The sequence below is a fragment of the Burkholderia ubonensis subsp. mesacidophila genome, from assembly GCF_002097715.1.
Lineage (GTDB): Bacteria > Pseudomonadota > Gammaproteobacteria > Burkholderiales > Burkholderiaceae > Burkholderia > Burkholderia mesacidophila.
Genome location: NZ_CP020737.1, coordinates 571,965 through 593,888, shown reverse-complemented (window position 1 = coordinate 593,888; position 21,924 = coordinate 571,965). Strand labels below are relative to the sequence as shown.

General features: G+C 64.5%; 14 protein-coding genes, 2 rRNA genes and 1 pseudogene. 2 read left to right on the top strand and 15 right to left on the bottom strand.

All coding sequences use genetic code 11. The features are described from left to right. Nucleotides 1-37 precede the first annotated feature (37 nt). From murG to coq7, 11 genes are all read right to left on the bottom strand, one after another. Nucleotides 38-1,141, bottom strand: a complete 1,104-nt coding sequence (gene murG, locus B7P44_RS02820; protein ID WP_084900429.1) for an undecaprenyldiphospho-muramoylpentapeptide beta-N-acetylglucosaminyltransferase — start codon at nucleotides 1,139-1,141, stop codon at nucleotides 38-40. Between the two features lie 121 nt (nucleotides 1,142-1,262). Continuing rightward, entirely contained in the window at nucleotides 1,263-2,546 is a 1,284-nt protein-coding gene (gene ftsW / locus B7P44_RS02815) for a putative lipid II flippase FtsW (protein WP_084900426.1), read from the bottom strand. Beyond that, nucleotides 2,543-4,054, bottom strand: a complete 1,512-nt coding sequence (gene murD / locus B7P44_RS02810) for a UDP-N-acetylmuramoyl-L-alanine--D-glutamate ligase (RefSeq protein ID WP_084900423.1) — start codon at nucleotides 4,052-4,054, stop codon at nucleotides 2,543-2,545. The genes ftsW and murD overlap by 4 nt, the downstream gene beginning before the upstream one ends. 28 nt (nucleotides 4,055-4,082) lie before the next feature. Continuing rightward, nucleotides 4,083-5,252 carry a phospho-N-acetylmuramoyl-pentapeptide-transferase gene (gene mraY / locus B7P44_RS02805; protein ID WP_084900420.1) on the bottom strand — a complete coding sequence of 390 codons (1,170 nt, stop codon included), beginning with the start codon at nucleotides 5,250-5,252 and terminating at the stop codon, nucleotides 4,083-4,085. A gap of 16 nt (nucleotides 5,253-5,268) precedes the next feature. After that, complete coding sequence (locus B7P44_RS02800; RefSeq protein WP_084900417.1) at nucleotides 5,269-6,675, bottom strand: UDP-N-acetylmuramoyl-tripeptide--D-alanyl-D-alanine ligase; 1,407 nt, start codon at nucleotides 6,673-6,675, stop codon at nucleotides 5,269-5,271. Next, the gene (locus tag B7P44_RS02795) at nucleotides 6,672-8,210 is read right to left on the bottom strand and encodes a UDP-N-acetylmuramoyl-L-alanyl-D-glutamate--2,6-diaminopimelate ligase (protein ID WP_084900415.1); all 1,539 of its coding nucleotides are present in this window, start codon (nucleotides 8,208-8,210) and stop codon (nucleotides 6,672-6,674) included. Before B7P44_RS02795 ends, B7P44_RS02800 begins: the two co-directional genes overlap by 4 nt. Further along, nucleotides 8,207-10,045: a peptidoglycan D,D-transpeptidase FtsI family protein gene (locus B7P44_RS02790; protein ID WP_084900412.1), complete on the bottom strand. Its 1,839-nt coding sequence runs from the start codon at nucleotides 10,043-10,045 to the stop codon at nucleotides 8,207-8,209. Before B7P44_RS02790 ends, B7P44_RS02795 begins: the two co-directional genes overlap by 4 nt. Then, nucleotides 10,042-10,386: a cell division protein FtsL gene (gene ftsL / locus B7P44_RS02785; RefSeq protein ID WP_084900409.1), complete on the bottom strand. Its 345-nt coding sequence runs from the start codon at nucleotides 10,384-10,386 to the stop codon at nucleotides 10,042-10,044. The genes B7P44_RS02790 and ftsL overlap by 4 nt, the downstream gene beginning before the upstream one ends. Further along, complete coding sequence (gene rsmH, locus B7P44_RS02780) at nucleotides 10,383-11,324, bottom strand: 16S rRNA (cytosine(1402)-N(4))-methyltransferase RsmH (RefSeq protein WP_084906350.1); 942 nt, start codon at nucleotides 11,322-11,324, stop codon at nucleotides 10,383-10,385. Before rsmH ends, ftsL begins: the two co-directional genes overlap by 4 nt. A 23-nt stretch (nucleotides 11,325-11,347) precedes the next feature. Next, nucleotides 11,348-11,776: a division/cell wall cluster transcriptional repressor MraZ gene (gene mraZ, locus B7P44_RS02775; RefSeq protein ID WP_006400450.1), complete on the bottom strand. Its 429-nt coding sequence runs from the start codon at nucleotides 11,774-11,776 to the stop codon at nucleotides 11,348-11,350. 387 nt (nucleotides 11,777-12,163) lie between these two features. Then, nucleotides 12,164-12,790, bottom strand: coding sequence for a 2-polyprenyl-3-methyl-6-methoxy-1,4-benzoquinone monooxygenase (gene coq7 / locus B7P44_RS02770; protein ID WP_084900406.1), 627 nt, complete (start codon nucleotides 12,788-12,790; stop codon nucleotides 12,164-12,166). A gap of 285 nt (nucleotides 12,791-13,075) precedes the next feature. On the opposite strand from coq7, the gene B7P44_RS02765 reads away from it, so the two are divergent. Continuing rightward, entirely contained in the window at nucleotides 13,076-14,236 is a 1,161-nt protein-coding gene (locus tag B7P44_RS02765) for a porin (RefSeq protein ID WP_084900404.1), read from the top strand. Between the two features lie 151 nt (nucleotides 14,237-14,387). Here the strand turns inward: B7P44_RS02765 and B7P44_RS02760 are convergent, their stop codons facing one another. Then, nucleotides 14,388-16,061 carry a long-chain fatty acid--CoA ligase gene (locus B7P44_RS02760; protein WP_084900402.1) on the bottom strand — a complete coding sequence of 558 codons (1,674 nt, stop codon included), beginning with the start codon at nucleotides 16,059-16,061 and terminating at the stop codon, nucleotides 14,388-14,390. 137 nt (nucleotides 16,062-16,198) lie between these two features. Beyond that, on the bottom strand, nucleotides 16,199-18,274 hold the full coding sequence (locus B7P44_RS02755; RefSeq protein ID WP_084900399.1) for a molybdopterin-containing oxidoreductase family protein: 2,076 nt from the start codon (nucleotides 18,272-18,274) through the stop codon (nucleotides 16,199-16,201). A gap of 154 nt (nucleotides 18,275-18,428) precedes the next feature. Between B7P44_RS02755 and B7P44_RS35855 the strand changes: the two are divergent. After that, nucleotides 18,429-18,689 (top strand): annotated as a pseudogene (locus B7P44_RS35855) (TetR family transcriptional regulator C-terminal domain-containing protein); the annotation flags it as partial. Between the two features lie 89 nt (nucleotides 18,690-18,778). Here B7P44_RS35855 and rrf read toward each other — a convergent pair. Then, a 5S ribosomal RNA gene (gene rrf / locus B7P44_RS02745) occupies nucleotides 18,779-18,891 on the bottom strand. 118 nt (nucleotides 18,892-19,009) lie between these two features. Next, a 23S ribosomal RNA gene (locus B7P44_RS02740) occupies nucleotides 19,010-21,891 on the bottom strand. Nucleotides 21,892-21,924: the final 33 nt, after the last annotated feature.

The window sequence follows — 21,924 nt, the reverse complement described above, 5'->3', positions numbered from 1 at the left end:
TCGGGGGGCAGCGAACGAAGTGAGCGTGGGGGTTGTTTCATTTATGTCCTTCCAGGTTCGCGCCGGCCACCGTCGCGCAAACCCGCGCGACTTCATCGGTGGCATCCGGCTTCGCCAGCGAGCGCGAACGCTCCGCCATGTCCGCGAGCGACGCCCGCGACTGGCTGCGCAGCCAGTCGGCGAGCAGGTCGGCCGACAGGTCGCGTTGTTGCACCAGCACCGCTGCGCCCGCCTCGGCGAGGAACGCGGCATTGGTCGTCTGGTGATCGTCGACGGCATACGGGAACGGCACGAACAGCGCCGCCACCCCGACCGCCGCGATCTCCGATACCGTCATCGCGCCCGACCGGCAGATCACCAGATCCGCAGCCGCGTACGCGGCCGCCATGTCGTCGATGAACGGCACGAGCTGCACGTCGCTGCCGCACACGAGGCCGGCGGCCTCGTAGTTCGCTTTCAGCGCGTCGATGTGCTTCGCGCCCGCCTGATGCACGATGCGCGGACGCTCGCCCGGCGCCAGCATCGCCAGCGCGCGCGGCACCACTTCGTTCAGCGCGGCGGCGCCGAGGCTGCCGCCGACGACCAGCACGTTCAGCGGGCCGCTGCGCGCCGCATAGCGTGCTTTGGGCGGTTCCGTGCGCGCAAGTTCCACGCGGATCGGGTTGCCGGTCCATTCGGCGTGCGGCAGCGCGTCCGGAAACGCGACGAGCACGCGTTTCGCAAGCTTCGCGAGCACCTTGTTCGCGAGGCCGGCGATCGAATTCTGTTCGTGCAGCACGAGCGGGCGGCCGGACAGCGCGGTCATCACGCCCGCCGGGAACGTGATGTAGCCGCCCATCCCGAGCACGACGTCGGGCTTGACCCGGCGCAGCGCGCCGAGGCTCTGCCAGCACGCGCGCAGCAGGTTGAACGGCAGCGACAGCTTGGTCTTCAGACCCTTGCCGCGCACGCCGCCGAACCGCACGTATTCCATCGGGATGCCGTGCTTCGGCACGAGCGTCGCCTCCATCCCGGCCGGATTGCCGAGCCACACGACGCGCCAGCCCGCCGCTTCCATCCGGTGCGCGACCGCGAGCCCCGGGAACACGTGGCCCCCGGTGCCGCCTGCCATCACCATCAGCGTGCGATGCGTCGCGCTCATACCTTCCCTCCGCGCATCAGCAAGAATGAACGAACATTTTGGCTACGGCCGCTTCGCTTAACTTCGCACGCTTCGCGCACGAAGTTAGCCTTCGCCGAAATCGCGTACTGACGCGGGGAGGTCATACCTTCCCTCCCCGCATCAGTACGCGATTTTCATAGTCGACCCGCAGCAGCACCGCGAGCGCGACGCAGTTGAGCAGGATGCCCGAACCGCCGTAGCTCACGAGCGGCAACGTCAGACCCTTGGTCGGCAGCAGGCCGAGGTTCACGCCCATGTTGATGAACGCCTGCGCGCCGAACCAGATGCCGATGCCCTTCGCGGTCAGCCCCGCGAACGTGCGGTCGAGCGCGAGCGCCTGGCGGCCGATCTCGAACGCACGGCGCACGATCCAGTAGAACAGCAGGATCACGACCATCACGCCGACGAAGCCGAGCTCCTCGCCGATCACCGCGAGGATGAAGTCGGTATGCGCCTCGGGCAGGTAGTTCAGCTTCTCGACGCTGCCGCCGAGGCCGACGCCGAACCATTCGCCGCGGCCGAACGCAATCAGCGAGTGCGTGAGCTGGTACGCCTTGCCCTGCGCGTAGCGCTCGTCCCACGGGTCGAGATACGCGAAGATCCGCTCGCGCCGCCACGGCGACAGCCAGACGAGCATCGTGAAAGTGCCGACCGCCGTCGCGACGAGGCCGCCGAACAGCTTGCCGTTCACGCCACCGAGGAACAGCACGCCCATCGCGATCGCGGCGACCACCATGAACGCGCCCATGTCCGGCTCGAGCAGCAGCAGCGCGCCGACCAAGCCGACCGCGAACGCCATCGGCAGGAAGCCCTTCGCGAAGCTCTGCATGTATTCCTGCTTGCGCACCGTGTAGTTCGCGGCGTAGATCGTCACCGCGAGCTTCATGATTTCCGACGGCTGCATGTTCGTGATGCCGAGCGGAATCCAGCGGCGCGCGCCGTTCACACCCTTGCCGACGTGCGGGATCAGCACGATCACGAGGCCGACGAGCGCGATCAGGAAGAGATGCGGCGCGTACTTGTCCCACGTCGACACCGGCACGCGGAACGCGATCACCGCCGCGATGAACGCGACGACGAGCGACACGCAGTGGCGCAGCAGGAACGCGTAATCGTGATACGACGCGTATTTCGGCGAATCCGGCATCGCGATCGACGCCGAATACACCATCACGACGCCGAGCCCGAGCAGCGCGACCGCGACCCACAGCAGCGAGTAGTCGAAATCGAGCATCCGCGAACGGCTCGGCCGCACGCCGTTGACGACGCTCGCGAGGCCGCCCGTCGCGGCCCGCGTGGCCGACGCGACGCGGCCGCCGGCCGCATTGCCGCCGGCATCGCGCCGCTCGTTGAAACGGGAGACGAGGCGATCGGACCAGCTCATGGCGTCGCTCCTTGATCGAGGGCGAGATCTTCCACCGCGCGGCGGAACACATCCGCGCGATGGGCGTAGCTCTTGAACATGTCGAAGCTGGCGCACGCGGGTGACAGCAGCACGGCGTCGCCCGGCTCCGCGAGCGCGCTCGCCGCGCGCACCGCCTCCTCGAGCGTCGCGTGATCGACGAGCGGCACGCCGGTTTCGGCCAGCACGTCGCGGATCGCCGGCGCGTCGCGGCCGATCAGCATCACCGCGCGGCACCAGCGCGCGACAGGCGCCGCGAGCGGCGAGAAATCCTGGCCCTTGCCGTCGCCGCCGGCGATCAGCACGATCCGCTGCGCGAGCCCGTCGAGCGCGGCAACCGTCGCGCCGACGTTCGTGCCCTTGCTGTCGTCGACGTAATCGACGTCGTCGAGCGTCGTGACCAGCTCGACGCGATGCGTCTCGCCGCGGTATTCGCGCAGCCCGTGCAGCAGCGGCGCGGCCGGCAGGTCGATCGCGCGCGCAAGCGCGAACGCGGCAAGCGCGTTCGCCGCGTTGTGCAGGCCGCGGATGCGCAGCGCGTCGGCCGGCATCAGGCGCTTCTGCGCGATATCCGGCGTATGGACGGCGTCGCGCTTGCGGCGGCGGCCCGTCGCCGGCTCGTCGGTCGCGTCACGATCGATCGCCTCGACGAGCCACACGATCCCGTTGTCGCGCGACAGGCCGTAATCGCCTTCATGCACCGGCTCGTTCAGGCCGAACGTGACCGTGCGCGGCGCATCGGCCGCGCCCGCGGCCGGCGCGAACTTCATCACGGCCGCATCGTCGCGGTTCAGCACGCGCGTCGTCGTCGCGCCGAAGATCCGGCCCTTTGCGGCCGCGTACGCGTCGAAGCTGCCGTGCCAGTCGAGGTGGTCCTGCGTGATGTTGAGGATTGCAGCCGCGTCCGGCGCGAACGTGCGCGCGGTCTCAAGCTGGAAGCTCGACAGCTCCAGCACCCAGACGTCCGGCAGCGCGGTGGCGTCGATCGCGTCGGCAAGCCGGTCGAGCATCGCCGGGCTGATGTTGCCCGCAATGCCGACCTTCTTGCCCGCCCGTTCGCACAACAGGCCGGTCAGGCTGGTCGTCGTGGTCTTGCCGTTGGTGCCCGTAATCGCCAGCACCTTCGGCTGATAACCGCTCGCACCGAGCGCGCGCAGCGCCTGCGCGAAGAATTCCAGTTCGCCCCACACCGCGACGCCGCGCTCGTTCGCCGCCGCGATCAGCGCCGCGAGCGCCGGCTCGAGCGGCGACAGGCCGGGGCTCAGCCCGACGATCTCGACGCCGCCGTCGAGCAGCGCCGGCGTGAACGGCCCGCCGACGAATTCCGCGTCGATGCCTTCTGCCTGCAGCGCGGCAAGGTTCGGCGGCGCGTCGCGGGTATCGGCAATGCGCAGGCGGCACCCGTGCCTCGCGCACCACCGCGCGATCGCGAGACCCGATTCCCCGAGCCCCAGCACGAGCACCATCGGCCGCTGCCGATCTCCAAACATCTCGCCAGACATCCTTGTTACCTTTCCTTTACCGCAGCTTGAGGGTGGTCAGACCGAACAGGCACAGCATCAGCGTGATGATCCAGAAACGCACCACCACCTGCGTTTCCTTCCAGCCGGACAATTCGAAATGGTGATGCAGCGGCGCCATCTTGAGCAGACGCCGCCCTTCGCCGTAGCGCTTCTTCGTGTACTTGAACCACGAAACCTGCAGCATCACCGACAACGTTTCCGCGACGAAGATGCCGCCCATGATGAACAGCACGATTTCCTGGCGCACGATCACCGCGACCGTGCCGAGCGCGCCGCCGAGCGCCAGCGCGCCGACGTCGCCCATGAACACCTGCGCGGGGTGCGTGTTGTACCAGAGGAACGCGAGCCCCGCCCCGCCCATCGCGGAACAGAAGATCAGCAGTTCGCCCGCGCCCGGGATGTGCGGGAACAGCAGGTATTTCGAATAGACCGCGCTGCCCATCACGTACGCGAACACGCCGAGCGACGCACCAACCAGCACGACCGGCATGATCACGAGGCCGTCGAGGCCGTCGGTCAGGTTCACCGCGTTGCTCGCGCCGACGATCACGAAATAGGTCAGCACGATGAAGCCCCAGACGCCGAGCGGATAGCTGATCGATTTCAGGAACGGCAGCATCAGGTCGGCGCGTGCGGGCAGCCCCATCGACAGGCCGCTCCTCACCCACGCCATGAACAGGTCGAACACGCGCACGTTGCTCGCCTCGGACACGCTGAATGCGAGGTAGACGGCCGCGAACAGGCCGATCACCGACTGCCAGAAGTACTTCTCGCGCGACGACATCCCGCGCGGGTCCTTGTGGACGACCTTGCGGTAGTCGTCGACCCAGCCGATCACGCCGAACCCGAACGTGACGAGCATCACGATCCAGATGAAGCGGTTCGTCAGGTCGCCCCACAGCAGCGTCGCGACCGCGATGCCGATCAGGATCAGCACGCCGCCCATCGTCGGCGTGCCGGACTTGACGAGGTGCGTCTGCGGGCCGTCCTTGCGCACGGCCTGCCCCACCTTCATTTGGGTCAGCTTGCGGATCACCCACGGTCCGCACACGAGCCCGATCCCGAGCGCGGTGATGGTGGCCATCACCGCACGGAACGTCAGGTACGTGAACAAGCGCAAAAAGCTTGCGTCGCCCTGCAGCCATTGCGCCAGCGCCAGCAGCATGCTTCCTTCCTTCTACTCAATGTGCGGCGGGCGCCGTGCCCGCCGCGGGTTGGTTCGTCAGCGCGTCGACCACGCGCTCCATCTTCATGTACCGCGAGCCCTTCACGAGCACCGTCGCCTGCGCGCCGTAGCCCGCCGCCAACAGCGCGTCGACCAGCGCGCCGACGTCGCCGAAATGGCGGGCCGTGTCGCCGTAGGACGCGCAGGCGTCGCGCGACGCGTCGCCGAGCGCGAACAGCGCGTCGATGCCGCGCTCGCGCGCGTACGCGCCGATCTCGCGATGGAATGCCGGGCCTTCGTCGCCGACTTCGCCCATGTCGCCGATCACCAGCACGCGCGGCGCAGGCTGCGCGGCGAGCACGTCGATCGCCGCGCGCATCGAATCGGGGTTCGCGTTGTACGTGTCGTCGACGACCGTCGCGCCCGCGAGGCTGCCTGCGATCGCCTGCCGGACCTGCAGGCGGCCCTTGACCGGCTCGAACGCCTCGAGGCCCTGCCGGATCGCCGTGAGCGCGACGCCCGCCGCCAGCGCGGCGGCCGTTGCCGCGAGCGCGTTGCGCGCGTTGTGTTCGCCGAGCGCGCGCAGCCGCACCGAGATCGATCCGGCCGGCGTGTCGATCGCGAGCGCGCCGCCGTCGACGCGGCCCGTCACTTGCGCGTCGGTGTGCCGCTCGCCGTCGTTGAGCGCGAAGTCGACGATCCGATTGCCGGTCGCCGCGACGCGCCAGATGCCCGCGTACGCGTCGTCGGCCGGGAACACCGCGACGCCGTCCGGCGCGAGCGCGTGGATCACGGCCGCATGTTCGAGCGCGACGGCCTCGACCGTCGCCATGAATTCCTGGTGCTCGCGCTGCGCGTTGTTGACGAGCGCGACCGTCGGCGCCGTGAGGCGCGCGAGGATCTCCGTCTCGCCCGGATGGTTCATCCCAAGTTCGATCACCGCGAGCCGGTGTGCGGCGCAAAGGCGCAGCAGCGTCAGCGGCAGCCCGATGTCGTTGTTCAGGTTGCCGGCCGTCGCGAGCCGCGCCTCCGCGCCGACCGCCGCGGCAAAGATCGACGCGATCATTTCCTTGACGGTCGTCTTGCCGTTGCTGCCCGTCACCGCGACGACCGGCAACGCGAATCGTTTGCGCCAGCCGTGCGCCAGCGCGCCGAGCGCGGTGCGCGTATCGGCGGCCACGATCGACGGCAGCGTCGAGCCGGCCGGAACCTGCGAGACGAGCGCCGCAGCCGCGCCGCGCGCCGCCACGTCGCCGAGGAAATCGTGCGCGTCGAAGCGCTCCCCCTTCAGCGCGACGAACAGGTCGCCCGGGCCCGCCGTGCGGCTGTCCGTCGACACGCGCTCGAACGTGACGCTCGCGTCGCCGTGGACGGTCGCGCCCTGAATCAGGCGAGCGGCTTCACCGAGGCTGAGCATCGTCATTCGACGCCTCCCTTGCCGTGCGTCGCGCGCGCCGCGAGCGCGAGCCGCGCGTGGTCCTGGTCGGAGAACGCGCGCTTCTTGCCCATGATCTCCTGCGTCGCCTCGTGCCCCTTGCCGGCCAGCACGACGACGTCCTCGCGCGCCGCGCCGCGCACCGCCTGCAGGATCGCGCTCGCGCGGTCCTCGATCCGGCGCGCTTTGTCCGGCGCGGTCATCCCGGCGACGATCTGGTCGATGATGCGTTGCGGGTCCTCGCTGCGCGGGTTGTCGCTCGTCACGACGACCTCGTCGGCCAGCCGCTCGGCGATCGCACCCATCAGCGGCCGCTTGGTCGCGTCGCGGTCGCCGCCGCAGCCGAACATGCAGGCGAGCGCGCCGCCGCGCGCGACGGCGATCGGGCGCAGCGCGTCGAGCGTCTTCTCGAGCGCGTCAGGCGTGTGCGCATAGTCGATCACGACGAGCGGCTCGTCGTTCTGCAGCCGGCCGCCGAGGCGCTGCATCCGGCCGTTGACCGACTCGAGCCGCGCGATCTCGGCCAGCGCCGCGTCGAACGGGACGTCGGCCGCGAGCAGCGTGCCGAGCACCGCGAGCAGGTTGCTGACGTTGAACGTGCCGAGCGTGCCGACCTCGACGTCCGCGTCGCCCCACGACGAACGCAGGCGGAACGCGGTGCCGATTGCAGTCGCGCGCACGTCGTGCGCGGTCAGCTCGCGATCCGCTTGCGCCGCCGACGCATCGCCGATCCCGTATGCGATCGTGCGCACGCGGCCGGACAGGCTCGCGAGCAGACGGCGGCCGGCCGCGTCGTCTCGATTGACGATCGCGGCACGCAGGCCGCGCCACGCGAACAGCTTCGCCTTCGCCGCTTCGTACGCGTCGAACGTGCGGTGATAGTCGAGGTGATCCTGCGTGAGATTCGTAAACACGGCGACGTCGAACGCGGTGCCGTTCACGCGGCCCTGATGCAGCGCGTGCGACGACACTTCCATCGCCACGGCCTTCGCGCCCGCGTCGCGCAACTGCGCGAGGCTGCGCTGCAGTTGCGGCGCATCGGGTGTCGTGAAACCGGTCGGCACCAGATGGCCCGGCATCCCGCTGCCGAGCGTGCCGATCAACGCGCACGGCCGATGCAGTGCCGTCAGCGCGGCGGCGATCCACTGCGTGCACGACGTCTTGCCGTTCGTGCCGGTCACGCCGACGGCGAACAGGCTGTCGCTCGGATCGCCGTACCAGCCGCTGGCGATGTCGCCGGCGAGTTCGTTCAGCGCCGGCACGGCGAGCGCGACCGGCGCGGCAGGTGCGACAGCTAGGCCGTCCGGCTGATACAGCACGGCGGCGGCGCCGCGTGCGACCGCGTCGGCAATGAACGCGCGGTTGTCGGCCCCGTCGACCGCATACGCGAGAAACACGCCGCCTGCGTTGAGGCTGCGCGTATCCGCATGCAGTTGCGCCGCGGGGGCCACATGCTGACGCAGCCACGCGAGCGCGGCTGCGATCTGCTGGTGCGCCGGATGGGAACTGCGAGCGGCGCTCATCGAATGACTCCAGGGGAATTGCGTGTCGTGCTGGACACGATCATATGCTTCGCGCCCGCACCCGCGGCCAGCTTTTGCGGCCCGGTCGCGGGAGGCGTATCGTCAGACACGACGAGCTGCTTGACCGGCATGTTCGGCGGCACGTTCAGCGCGCGCAGCGCGTCGCCCGCGATCGCCGAGAACACCGGCCCGGACACCTGTCCGCCGAAGTGGCTGCCCGCCGTCGGCTCGTCGACCGACACCGCGACGACGATGCGCGGATTCGGCATCGGCGCCATCCCGACGAACGACGCCCGGTACTTGCGGGTATAGCCGTGCCCTTCGTGCTTGTACGCGGTACCGCTCTTGCCGCCGACGCGGTAGCCCGGCACGGCGGCGTCCGGCGACGTGCCGCCCGGCGCCACGACCGTTTCAAGCATCGCCCGTACGGCGCGCGCGGTCGACGGCGCGAAGATCTGCGGGCCCGTAACCGGCTGCGCGGCGTCGGTCTTGAAAATCGTCACCGGCATCAGCTCGCCGTCGTGGGCGATCGCCGTGTACGCGCGCGCGAGCTGGAACAGCGACACCGACAGGCCGTAGCCGTACGACATCGTCGCCTGCTCGATCCGGCGCCAGCTCTTCCACGGCCGCAGACGGCCCGCCGCCGCCCCCGGGAAGCCGACCTTCGGCGGCTGGCCAAGGCCGACACTCGTATACATATTCCACATTTCCTCGGGCTTCATCGTCATCGCGATCTTCGTCGCGCCGATGTTGCTCGATTTCTGGATCACGCCCCCGACCGTCAGCGTACCGAAGCCCGAGTCGTCGGTAATCGGCGCGCCGTCCAGCACGAAACGGCCGTTGCCGGTCTCGACGAGCGTGTTCGGCGTCACGCGATGCAGGTCGAGCGCGAGCGACACCGTAAACGGCTTCATGATCGAGCCCGGCTCGAACACGTCGGTCAGAATCCGGTTGCGCAACTGTTCGCCCGTCAGGTGCGAACGGTCGTTCGGGTTGTACGTCGGATAGTTGACGAGCGCGAGCACCTCGCCGGTGCGCACGTCGACCACCATCGCCGCGCCCGCCTTCGCCTTGAACTTGTCGACCGCGGACTTCAGGTTCGCGTACGCGATGTACTGGATCTTGCTGTCGATCGACAGGTCGACGTCCGTCCCGTTGTGCGGCGGCAGCTGCTCGGCGACGTCCTCGACGATGTGCCCCAGCCGATCCTTGATCACACGGCGCACGCCCGACGTGCCGGACAGCATCTTCTGGTCGCCGAGCTCGACGCCTTCCTGGCCCTCGTCCTCGACGTTGGTGAAGCCGATCAGGTGCGCGGTGATCTCGCCTTCCGGATAGAAGCGTTTGTATTCGTTGCGCTGGTACACGCCGGCGATGTCGAGCGCCGCAACCTTGTCGGCGATGTCGATCGGCACCTGGCGCTTCACGTACACGAAACCCTTGTCCTCCGACAGCTTCGCGCGCAGCTCCTTCTGCGTCATGCCGAGCAGCTTGCCGAGCTGGTCGAGCTTGTCCGCGCCGAGATCGTCCGGCACAGCGTCGGGAATCGCCCAGATCGCGCGCACGGGCAGGCTCGTCGCGAGCACGAGCCCGTTGCGGTCGAGAATCTTGCCGCGCGTCGCCGGCAGCTCGATCGTGCGCTGGTAGCGGCTTTCGCCCTGCTTCTGATAGAACGCGTTGCCCGGCCCCTGGATCCAGAACGCGCGCGCCGCGAGCGCGACGAACGCCATGAACAGCAGGAACACGACGAGCTTCGAGCGCCACATCGGCAAGTGCACCGACAACACGGGGCTCGACGCGAACTTCACGTTCTGGCGCTTCTGCGCAGGCTTCATCGTGTGCCTCCCCTCGCCTTGCCCGCCGCCGTGTCGGCCGATGCGGGGATCGGCGCGTCGATCGCCTTCGCGGCGCCCGACGGCAGTGTCAGATATTGGGTGCGGCCGGTCATGATCGGCTGCATCTTCAGCGAATCGTTCGCGAGTTGCTCGATGCGGGAGGTCTTCGACAGCGCGCTCTGCTGGTACTGAAGCTGCGCATAGTCCTGCTGGAGCTGATGCTCCTGCGATTGCGCGCGCTGCAGCTGGATGAAGATCTGGCGCTGCTGGTTCGTCGAATTGACGACCGACAGCGCGCAACCCATCACGATGATCAGCAGGAAGATGTTGAAGCGGCTCATGGCGCGACGCGCTCCGCAATGCGCATCACCGCCGAGCGCGCGCGGGGGTTCGCGGCCACTTCGGCGTCGCCCGGGAATTTACGGCCGATGATCTTCAGCGGGGGGCTCGGGAGGTCGACGGCGCGGATCGGCAGGCGACGATCGACCGCAGGCGCACTCGCGTGCGCCTGCATGAATCGCTTGACGATCCGATCCTCGAGTGAATGAAAGCTGATGACCACCAGCCGCCCCCCTTGCTCCAGCAACGACAATGCCGCGTCTAGTACGACTTGCAGGTCCGCAAGCTCTTGATTGACGTGAATCCGTATAGCCTGAAAGGTGCGGGTTGCCGGGTCCTTGCCCTTCTCACGTGTCTTGACGACGTGACCCACGATTTGGGCAAGCTCGCCCGTGCTGTCGAGGGGCCCGAGACGGTCGGACTCTGCCCGGCGAGCAACAAGCGCCTTTGCAATCTGAAAAGCAAACCGTTCTTCCCCATAATCTCGTATCACCTCCGTCAGTTCCTGCAGCGACGCCCGCGCGAGCCATTCGGCCGCCGACTCGCCGCGCGTCGGATCCATGCGCATGTCCAGCGGGCCATCCGCGCGGAAGCTGAAGCCCCGCTGCGGATCGTCCACCTGCGGCGAGGACACGCCCAGGTCCAGCAACACACCCGACACCTTCCCGACGCCGCGCGCCGCAAGCGCGCCCTGCATCGACGCAAAGCTGTCGTGCACGATCGAGAAGCGCGCATCCTCGATTCCCTGCGCCGTCTCGATCGCACGCGGATCCTTGTCGAACGCGATCAGCCGCCCGGCGGCCCCGAGCCGCGCGAGCACGGCGCGGCTGTGGCCGCCCCGCCCGAACGTGCCGTCGACATAGATGCCGTCCGGCCGCGTCACGAGCGCATCGACCGCTTCGTCCAACAACACTGTCCGATGCTGCAATTCGTTTCCCATCGCGGGCGTCTCCGTCACCGCAATCAGAACGTGAAATTCTTCAGCGCGTCGGGCATGCCCTGCGCCATCGCCGCCTGCTCCTTCGCGATGTAGGTCTGCGAATCCCACAGCTCGAAGTGACTACCCATTCCCAACAACATGACTTCCTTTTCCAGCCCGGCTGCCATGCGCAGCTCGGGCGATACGAGAATCCGGCCCGCGCTGTCGAGATCGACATCCATCGCATTGCCGAGAAAAATCCGCCGCCACCAGTGCGCATCCATCGGCAGCGCAGCGATCTTGGCGCGGAACACCTCCCATTCGGGGCGCGGAAACAGCAACAGGCAGCCGTCCGGGTGCTTGGTCACAGTCACCCGTCCTTCTGCCTGTCCTTGCAGCGCTTCGCGATAGCGAGCCGGCACCGACATCCGCCCTTTCGCATCGAGCGTCAGCGCTGACGCCCCTTGGAACACTTTCCGCTCTCCCCTTCAGGGCACCGAAGCACCCGCTCAATGCTCAGAATTTAGCCGGAATAGCCTGCCAAATCACACAAAAATACACTTTCTCACACTGTCTCCCACTTTAGAGGAAGGGTGTGGCACGGTCAAGGGAGCGGCCCGGTTTTTTGACGAATTTTGTTAGTTAGAACAAGGACTTACGCGCACAAGCTCATGCACCCCCTTACTCCAAAAACCGTTATAAATGAATGAGCTAGTGCAACTTGTGAAGGTGATACGTGAACAAGACCGGCCAGATGGGCGTGCGGACGGGGCTTTCGGGGGCGGGAAAACGCGGAAAAAGCGGGCGGTATCGGAAGGTTCGATCGGGGGCGGCGGACCGCTCCGCCCCCGCGGATTTCGTCACAGATAGTACGCAGTGCTCGTCATGACTTTCGATGCGGCGCGCATCAGCATCCGCGCCGGCAGCGGCAGTTCGACACCGCCCGCGTCGGTCGCGGCCTTGCCGTGCTTCACCTCGTCGATACGCATCTGGTCGACGATTGCGCGCGAAGCGGTGTCGCCTGCCGGCAGCGTCGACAGGTGACCTTCCAGATGGCTTTCGACCTGGCGCTCCGTCTCGGCCATGAAACCGAGGCTCACCTTGTCGCCGAGCGCGCCGGCCGCGACGCCGATCGCCAGCGCGCCTGCGTACCACAGCGGATTGAGCACGCTCGGACGCGAGTCGAGCTCCTTGAGCCGGTGGGCGGTCCACGCAAGGTGGTCCTCCTCCTCGCGGGCCGCCTCCTCGAACATCGCCTTGGCCGCCGGCGTGCGCGCGGTCAGCTTCTGCGCCTGATACAGCGCCTGCGCGCAGATCTCGCCGACATGGTTCACGCGCATCAGTCCTGCGGCATGCGTGCGCTCCGCCGGCGTGAGCTCGACGGTCGGGGGTTCAACCGGCGCAGGCACCGGGCGGCTCATGCGATTCACGCCCGCCATCGAGCGCAGACCGCGATCGAATTCGCTGATCAATTCATCCAACACCATCCTGTTCTCCTGGCTGCTTGTGCTTGCGTTTCCGCACCCGGCGAAAGCGCGTGTCCGCTGCGTAACCGACTTGATTCTTCAGCGGAAATTGCGGTTAACCCGTGATTTTAACCATTGTTGCATAAAGGAAACATGGCAACCCCGGGCTGGGGCATCTTGCTTTGTTGCAAAAAGTCCTTTTGCTACATTACGTCGGACTTCGTGCGAAGTTGAAGCGGGGATCGTCTGTAGAACATAACTATTTGCCCCGCAACAATAAATTCTATGTTTCCTGGAGATCCGTTCATGAAAAAGTCGCTTCTCGCGCTCGTCGCGCTGGGCGCGTTCGCTGGCGCCGCCCACGCGCAAAGCAGCGTGACGCTTTACGGCATCATCGACGAAGGCTTCATGTTCAACAACAACGCCAAGGGCAAGCACCTGTACGGCCTCGCGAGCGGCGTGCTGCAGGGCAGCCGCTGGGGCCTGCGCGGCACGGAAGACCTGGGCGGCGGCCTGAAGGCGGTCTTCGTGCTCGAAAACGGCTTTGACGTGAACACCGGCGGTCTCAAGCAGGGCGGCCTCGAATTCGGCCGTCAGGCATACGTCGGCCTCGCAAGCGGCTTCGGCACGGTCACGCTGGGCCGCCAATACGACTCCGTCGTCGACTTCGTCGGCCCGCTCGAGGCAGGCGACCAGTGGGGCGGCTACATCGCGGCGCACCCGGGCGACCTCGACAACTTCAACAACGCCTATCGCGTGAACAACGCGGTCAAGTACACGAGCCCGACCTACAACGGCTTCTCGTTCGGCGGCCTGTACAGCTTCGGCGGGCAAGCCGGCCAGTTCGCGAAGAACCAGGTCTGGTCGCTCGGCGCAGGCTACAACAACGGCCCGCTGGTCCTCGGCGTCGGCTACCTGAACGCGCGCACGCCGGCGAACTTCGGCGGCATGTTCAACAACGGTTCGACCGCATCGACGACGATCGCTTCGACACCGATCTATGGTCCGTACGCAGCGACCGCCAACACGTACCAGGTTATCGGTGCCGGCGGTGCCTACACGTTCGGCGCGGCGACGATCGGGGCAACGTACTCCAATACGAAGTTCAAGGGCTTCTCGGCCGGCGGGTTCACGAATCAAACCGCCACGTTCAATAACGGCGAAATCAACTTCAAGTATCAGCTGACCCCGGCGCTGATCCTGGGCGCCGCGTATGACTACACGCAAGGCAGCAAGATCGACAACGCGTCGGCGGCGAAGTACCACCAGGGCTCAGTGGGCGTCGACTACTTCCTGTCGAAACGTACCGACGTCTATGTGATCGGCGTGTATCAGCATGCATCGGGCAATACGCTTGATCCAAAGTCGAATCTGCCTGTCGCTGCAACCGCTGCGATCAACGGCCTCGACCCGTCGAGCACCAGCAACCAGGTGGCGGCTCGCGTCGGCATCCGTCACAAGTTCTAATCAGCTTGCCTGACAAGCCGCAGTCCATCGAAGGCGCCTTCGGGCGCCTTTTTCTTTGTTCTGCGTCGAACCGTGGCGATCGGAAACGCGTCGGGGCAGCCTGAAAACAAAAAGCCCGGCCGAAGCCGGGCTCTGTCGTTCGGCCGCCCCGTCAGGCGCGTCCGTCGCGCAATTCGCGCCGCAGGATCTTGCCGACGTTCGTCTTCGGCAATTCGGTGCGGAATTCGACGAGCTTCGGACGCTTGTATCCCGTGAGCCGCTCCTTGCAGTACGCGAGAATGTCCTTGTCCGTGAGCGCCGGATCCTTCTTCACGACGAAAAGCTTCACCGCTTCCCCCGAGTGCTCGTCCGGCACGCCGACCGCCGCCACCTCGAACACGCCAGGGTGCGACGCCACGACGTCCTCCACCTCGTTCGGATACACGTTGAAACCGGACACGAGGATCATGTCCTTCTTCCGGTCGACGATCTTCACATAGCCGCGCGCATCCATCACGCCGACATCGCCGGTCTTGAAGAAGCCGTCCGGGAACATGACCTTGGCGGTTTCATCCGGACGATTCCAGTAGCCGGCCATCACCTGCGGCCCGCGGATGCAGATTTCGCCGGGCTCGCCGAGCGGCACTTCGTTGCCGGCGTCATCGCGGATCGACACCTCGGTCGACGGCAGCGGCAGGCCGATCGTTCCGCTGTATTCCGTGGCGGTCACCGGGTTGCAGGTTGCGACCGGCGACGTTTCGGACAGGCCGTAACCCTCGACGATCGCCGTGTGCGTCTTCTCGTACCAGCGCTTCGCCACGCCTTCCTGGATCGCCATGCCGCCGCCGTTGGCGATCGCGAGCTTCGAGAAATCGAGCTGGTCGAAATCCGGATGGTTCAGCAATGCGTTGTAGAGCGTGTTGACGGCCGGGATCGTCGAGATCTGGTACCCCTTCAGCTCCTTGATCATGCCGCCGATATCGCGCGGATTCGGAATCAGGATCCCCATGCCGCCGGTGCGCATCGTCAGGAACCCGCAGACGGTCAGCGCGAACACGTGATAAAGCGGCAGCGCAACCACGGTCACGAACTGCTTCACCTCCGGGTACTTCTCGTGCGCGGGGTGGTGCCATGCCCCCGCCTGCAGCACGTTCGAGACGATGTTCCGGTGCAGCAGCGTCGCACCTTTCGCGACGCCCGTCGTGCCACCCGTGTACTGCAGGAACGCGACGTCGTTCGGGCCGAGCTTCTGCGGCTTGAAGGCCTGCCGCGCCCCCTCGGCCAGCGCCGCCTTGAATCGGGTATAGGCCGGGAGTTGCCACGCCGGCACCATCTTCTTGACGTTGCGCACGACGTAATTGACGAGCCATCCCTTGAGGCCCAGCAGGTCGCCCATCGAAGCGACCACCACATGCTTGACCGACGTATTGGCGATCACGGCCTGCAGCGTCGTCGCGAAATTCTCGAGGATGACGATCGCTTCGGCGCCGCTGTCCTTGAGCTGATGTTCGAGTTCGCGCGGCGTATAGAGCGGATTGACGTTGACGACGGTATAGCCTGCGCGCAGCACCGCGACGATCGCCACCGGATACTGCAGGACGTTCGGCATCATCAGCGCGACGCGGGCGCCGCGCGCCAGCCCCCGCGATTGCAGCCACGCGCCGAACTGGCGCGACAGGGCATCCAGTTCGCCGTACGTGATCGCCTTGCCCATGCAGACGAAGGCCGTCCGGTCACGGTACTGGGTGAAGCTTTCGGCGAGCAGGTCGGGGACTGACGGATACGGAGACGGATCAATTTCGGCCGGAACGCCGGACGGGTACGATTTCAGCCAAATCTTGTCCATACTGCGCGTCTCCTCACATATTTTCGAATGGTCGTGCGAAAACGCATCCTAGCGGCTCGCTCGACTTGGCACAACAGGGTTAGACACCCCCTTCGAACTTCCGGTGCACGCGCGCACATGCTCGTACCGATCTCCCGTCAAATTCTCGCTACCTCGACCAAGCAGTCGTAAAACGTCGCCGAATTGCCCAGGTCGGTGAGCGCCTGGCTCGTCACCTCGTTCGCGTTCCGGCCGTCCGGCGACAATTTCTTCCACCAGATCGACAAGCCGACCACGAGTCCGGCCCGGGCGCGGTCGGTGATCCGTGCGCGCGCCTCCATCGAGCCGCGATCGTTGAAGATGCGCACGATGTCGCCGTCCGCGATCCCCCGCGCGTCGGCGTCGACGGGGTGAATGTCGAGATGCGGCTGGCCCTCCGTATTGCGCAGGCTGTCGACGTTGACGAAGGTGCTGTTCAGGAAATTCCGGGCCGGCGGCGAGATCATCGCGAGCGGATAGCGCGCTGCAAGTTCCGGCGCCGCTTCGGCCGACTCGAACGGAGGCAGATAGTCCGGCACCGGGTCCATCCCCATCTCTGCCAACCGCGCGCTGTAGAACTCGCATTTCCCTGACGGAGTCCTGAAGCCGCCGTTCGCAAACGGCGCGTCCGGCAGCTTGAGCTTGATCCATCCCGCCTGCTTCAGCGTGTCCCAATCGCTGTCGAGTGTCGGATCGTCCCACCTGAGCGCCGCGCGCGCGACCTCCTCGTCGCTGTGGTAGAGCGCCGGCTCATCGAGCCCCATGCTGCGCGCGATGCCTCGGAAAATCTCCGTGTTCGGCCGCGCGTCCCCTACCGGCGGAATCGACGGCAGGTTCGCCATCACATAGGTATGGCCATAGGACTTGTGGACGTCGAGATGCTCGAGCTGGGTGGTCGCCGGCAGCACAATGTCCGCGAAATCGACGGTATCTGTCTTGAAATGTTCGAGAACGACGGTGAACAGGTCCTCACGCGCAAACCCTGCTGCCACCTTCGACGAATCCGGCGCGACGGCGACAGGGTTCGAGTTGTAGACGATCACCGCCTCGACCTTCGGCCCGAAAGCCTCGTCGCCCGGGTGCAGCAGTGCATCGCCGATGGCGTTCATGTTGATGATGCGCGGCAGTTTGTTCGGCCATCCCGGCATCAGGTCGGGACGCAACAGCGCGGGCTGATTGACCGGCGCCCACTCCGACGAAGACAGTAGCAATCCGCCCGCCCGGTCGCGCCATGCGCCCGTCAGCGCGGGCAAACTGGCGATCGCGCGCACTGCGTTGCCGCCGCCTCGCACGCGTTGCATGCCGTAATTGAGCCGGATCGACGCTTTCCGGGTGGCACCGTAGCGGCGCGCGAGGTCGATCAGCTCGGACGCGTCGATACCGCAGATCTGCGCAACTCGCTCCGGCGGATAGGACATCGCGCGCGCCTTGAGCGCGTCGAAGCCGGCCGTATGGCTGGCGATATAGTCGTGATCGAGCAGGTTTTCGGTGATCAACACGTGCATCATGCCGAGCGCGAACGCGCCGTCGGTGCCGGGCCGCAATGCAATGTGCTGGTGACACTTTTCCGCCGTCAGCGAGCGGTACGGGTCGATCGCAACGAGATATGCGCCGCGCCGCTTCGCTTCCTGCGCCCGCGTCCAGAAATGCAGGCTCGACGCGATCGGGTTCGCGCCCCAGATCAGAATCAGCTCGCTCTCGTCGAAATATTCGAGGTGCATCCCGAGACTGCCGCCATAGGTGTAGCGCAGCCCTGCCGCGCCCGCGGCGGCGCAGATCGCGCGCTCGAGCCGGGATGCGCCCAGCTTGTGGAAGAACCGTTGGGCGATGCCTTCGCCCTGCACGAGCCCCATCGTCCCCGCGTAGCTGTATGGCACGATCGCTTCCGGCGCGCGCTTCGCGATCTCTCCGAGGCGGCGGCCGATCTCGTCGAATGCGTCGGTCCAGCTGATCGGCACGAAACGCCCTTCTCCTTTGGCGCCGATGCGTTTGAGCGGCACGGTCAGGCGATCGGGATGATGCACACGGTCGGCGTAGCGGCTGACCTTGGTGCACAACACGCCCTGTGTCGGCGGATGATCGGGATCGCCGGATACCTTGAGCGCCTTGCCATTTTCGACGGTTACGCGCATCGCGCACGTATCCGGGCAATCGTGAGGGCATACGGCCCTGGCCATCTGTGTAGGGGCGTTCATCGTTTTTATACGCGGATTGGGGATGGGAAGATTTTACGGCGGAGGTGGGCTGCGAAGTGTCGATTTCGTGACCAGAAATCGTGTCGCGCTTTCGAGGAAGATGGGGGGGCGAACGGACAGTTCGCGAGAAGGCCGGGAAATCTACAGGCCTTCTGGCGTCAAGCCGTGGTTCGATACGCGTGTGAAGGTGATCGACGACTGGGTCGCGCGCGGGCTGCTCGCGCCGATCGACGCGCAGGCGCTAATGTATCTGATTTGGGCGACGACCCAGCATTATGCGGACTTCGATGCGCAGATCCGCGCGCTGAGCGGCAAGCGCGCGCTGACGCAGAAGGCGTTCGCGGAGAAAACCGAGCAGGTCGTGCAGCTCGTGATTCGTGCGTGCGGAGCGGTTTCGCCGAACGCGAAACGATAGGCGGCAATGCCGCGCGGTCGTCGGAGATATTTCTGGCGCTGGAAATGCAAAAACCCCCGCCGGATGGGCGGGGGTTTCTGGCTAAGGGAGCCTGACGATTACCTACTTTCACACGGGAATCCGCACTATCATCGGCGTAGAGTCGTTTCACGGTCCTGTTCGGGATGGGAAGGGGTGGGACCGACTCGCTATGGTCATCAGGCAAAGAGGGTTGTCGCGCGGCTTCGCAGCGCGACCAATCTGGGAAGAAGCAGTAATCTTGGGTTGTGCGTATCAGCACATCGCGGTCATTCAACCGCTCTGTAAAACAGACTTGTTATAGGATCAAGCCTTACGGGCAATTAGTATCAGTTAGCTGAACGCATTACTGCGCTTACACACCTGACCTATCAACGTCCTGGTCTCGAACGACCCTTCAAGGGGATCTAGTCCCCAGGGATATCTCATCTTAAGGCGAGTTTCCCGCTTAGATGCTTTCAGCGGTTATCTCTTCCGAACATAGCTACCCGGCGATGCCACTGGCGTGACAACCGGTACACCAGAGGTTCGTCCACTCCGGTCCTCTCGTACTAGGAGCAGCCCCCTTCAAATATCCAACGCCCACGGCAGATAGGGACCAAACTGTCTCACGACGTTTTAAACCCAGCTCACGTACCTCTTTAAATGGCGAACAGCCATACCCTTGGGACCGGCTACAGCCCCAGGATGAGATGAGCCGACATCGAGGTGCCAAACACCGCCGTCGATATGAACTCTTGGGCGGTATCAGCCTGTTATCCCCAGAGTACCTTTTATCCGTTGAGCGATGGCCCTTCCATACAGAACCACCGGATCACTATGACCTGCTTTCGCACCTGCTCGACTTGTCGGTCTCGCAGTTAAGCACGCTTATGCCATTGCACTATCAGCACGATTTCCGACCGTACCTAGCGTACCTTCGTACTCCTCCGTTACGCTTTGGGAGGAGACCGCCCCAGTCAAACTGCCTACCATGCACTGTCCCCGACCCGGATCACGGGCCAAGGTTAGAACCTCAAACAAACCAGGGTGGTATTTCAAGGACGGCTCCACCGAAACTAGCGTTCCGGTTTCATAGCCTCCCACCTATCCTACACAGATCGGTTCAAAGTCCAATGCAAAGCTACAGTAAAGGTTCATGGGGTCTTTCCGTCTAGCCGCGGGTAGATTGCATCATCACAAACACTTCAACTTCGCTGAGTCTCGGGAGGAGACAGTGTGGCCATCGTTACGCCATTCGTGCAGGTCGGAACTTACCCGACAAGGAATTTCGCTACCTTAGGACCGTTATAGTTACGGCCGCCGTTTACCGGGACTTCAATCAAGAGCTTGCACCCCATCATTTAATCTTCCGGCACCGGGCAGGCGTCACACCCTATACGTCCACTTTCGTGTTTGCAGAGTGCTGTGTTTTTATTAAACAGTCGCAGCCACCAGTTTATTGCAACCCCTTCACCCTCCTGGCGCAGGCCAGTCAAGCTACAAGGGCGTACCTTATCCCGAAGTTACGGTACCAATTTGCCGAGTTCCTTCTCCCGAGTTCTCTCAAGCGCCTTAGAATACTCATCTCGCCCACCTGTGTCGGTTTGCGGTACGGTCATCGTTAGACTGAAGCTTAGAGGCTTTTCTTGGAACCACTTCCAATTGCTTCGCTCCCTAAGGAGCTCGCGCCACACCCTTGAATCCTGCGCCCGGATTTGCCTAAGCGCCTTCTCCAATGCAGCGACCGGGACTTCCAACACCCGGACAACCTTCCGCGATCCGTCCCCCCATCGCATCTAACAATGGTGCAGGAATATTGACCTGCTTCCCATCAGCTACGCATTTCTGCCTCGCCTTAGGGGCCGACTCACCCTACGCCGATGAACGTTGCGTAGGAAACCTTGGGCTTACGGCGAGGGGGCCTTTCACCCCCTTTATCGCTACTCATGTCAGCATTCGCACTTCCGATACCTCCAGCACCCTTTACAAGGCACCTTCGCAGGCTTACGGAACGCTCTCCTACCATGCGAGCAAAGCTCGCATCCGCAGCTTCGGTATATAGCTTAGCCCCGTTACATCTTCCGCGCAGGACGACTCGATCAGTGAGCTATTACGCTTTCTTTAAAGGGTGGCTGCTTCTAAGCCAACCTCCTGACTGTTTTAGCCTTCCCACTTCGTTTCCCACTTAGCTATATTTGGGGACCTTAGCTGGCGGTCTGGGTTGTTTCCCTCTTGACACCGGACGTTAGCACCCGATGTCTGTCTCCCGTGATTGCACTCTTCGGTATTCGGAGTTTGCTATGGCGGGGTAATCTGCAATAGACCCCCCAACCATGACAGTGCTCTACCCCCGAAGGTGAGACACGAGGCACTACCTAAATAGTTTTCGGAGAGAACCAGCTATTTCCAAGTTTGTTTAGCCTTTCACCCCTATCCACAGCTCATCCCCTAACTTTTCAACGTTAGTGGGTTCGGACCTCCAGTACGTGTTACCGCACCTTCATCCTGGCCATGGATAGATCACTTGGTTTCGGGTCTACGCCCAGCAACTGAACGCCCTATTCGGACTCGCTTTCGCTACGCCTGCCCTATACGGTTAAGCTTGCTACTGAACGTAAGTCGCTGACCCATTATACAAAAGGTACGCCGTCACCCCTTACGAGGCTCCGACTGTTTGTATGCATGCGGTTTCAGGATCTATTTCACTCCCCTCCCGGGGTTCTTTTCGCCTTTCCCTCACGGTACTGGTTCACTATCGGTCGATCACGAGTATTTAGCCTTGGAGGATGGTCCCCCCATCTTCAGACAGGATTTCACGTGTCCCGCCCTACTTGTCGTACACTTAGTTCTTTCATACTGTTTTCGCCTACAGGGCTATCACCTGCTATGGCCGCACTTTCCAGAGCGTTCGGCTAACAATACAAATAAAGAGTACAAGGCTCATCCCATTTCGCTCGCCACTACTTTGGGAATCTCGGTTGATTTCTTTTCCTGCGGTTACTTAGATGTTTCAGTTCACCGCGTTCGCTTCACTAGACCTATGTATTCAGTCTAGGATGACCCAAAAGGGCCGGGTTTCCCCATTCGGACATCTACGGATCAAAGCTCGTTTGCCAGCTCCCCGTAGCTTTTCGCAGGCTACCGCGTCCTTCATCGCCTGTGATCGCCAAGGCATCCACCACATGCACTTGTTCGCTTGACCCTATAACGAGTCTGTCTTGCGACGACTGTTACA

Excerpts from the sequence above, each read along its gene's own strand:
- B7P44_RS02795 (WP_084900415.1), bottom strand. The coding sequence starts at position 8,210 with ATGAGCGCCGCTCGCAGTTCCCATCCGGCGCACCAGCAGATCGCAGCC.
- B7P44_RS02755 (WP_084900399.1), bottom strand. The coding sequence starts at position 18,274 with ATGAACGCCCCTACACAGATGGCCAGGGCCGTATGCCCTCACGATTGC.
- B7P44_RS02765 (WP_084900404.1), top strand. The coding sequence starts at position 13,076 with ATGAAAAAGTCGCTTCTCGCGCTCGTCGCGCTGGGCGCGTTCGCTGGC.
- B7P44_RS02800 (WP_084900417.1), bottom strand. The coding sequence starts at position 6,675 with ATGACGATGCTCAGCCTCGGTGAAGCCGCTCGCCTGATTCAGGGCGCG.
- rsmH (WP_084906350.1), bottom strand. The coding sequence starts at position 11,324 with ATGGGAAACGAATTGCAGCATCGGACAGTGTTGTTGGACGAAGCGGTC.
- murD (WP_084900423.1), bottom strand. The coding sequence starts at position 4,054 with ATGTTTGGAGATCGGCAGCGGCCGATGGTGCTCGTGCTGGGGCTCGGG.
- ftsL (WP_084900409.1), bottom strand. The coding sequence starts at position 10,386 with ATGAGCCGCTTCAACATCTTCCTGCTGATCATCGTGATGGGTTGCGCG.
- B7P44_RS02790 (WP_084900412.1), bottom strand. The coding sequence starts at position 10,045 with ATGAAGCCTGCGCAGAAGCGCCAGAACGTGAAGTTCGCGTCGAGCCCC.
- mraY (WP_084900420.1), bottom strand. The coding sequence starts at position 5,252 with ATGCTGCTGGCGCTGGCGCAATGGCTGCAGGGCGACGCAAGCTTTTTG.
- ftsW (WP_084900426.1), bottom strand. The coding sequence starts at position 2,546 with ATGAGCTGGTCCGATCGCCTCGTCTCCCGTTTCAACGAGCGGCGCGAT.
- murG (WP_084900429.1), bottom strand. The coding sequence starts at position 1,141 with ATGAGCGCGACGCATCGCACGCTGATGGTGATGGCAGGCGGCACCGGG.
- coq7 (WP_084900406.1), bottom strand. The coding sequence starts at position 12,790 with ATGGTGTTGGATGAATTGATCAGCGAATTCGATCGCGGTCTGCGCTCG.
- B7P44_RS02760 (WP_084900402.1), bottom strand. The coding sequence starts at position 16,061 with ATGGACAAGATTTGGCTGAAATCGTACCCGTCCGGCGTTCCGGCCGAA.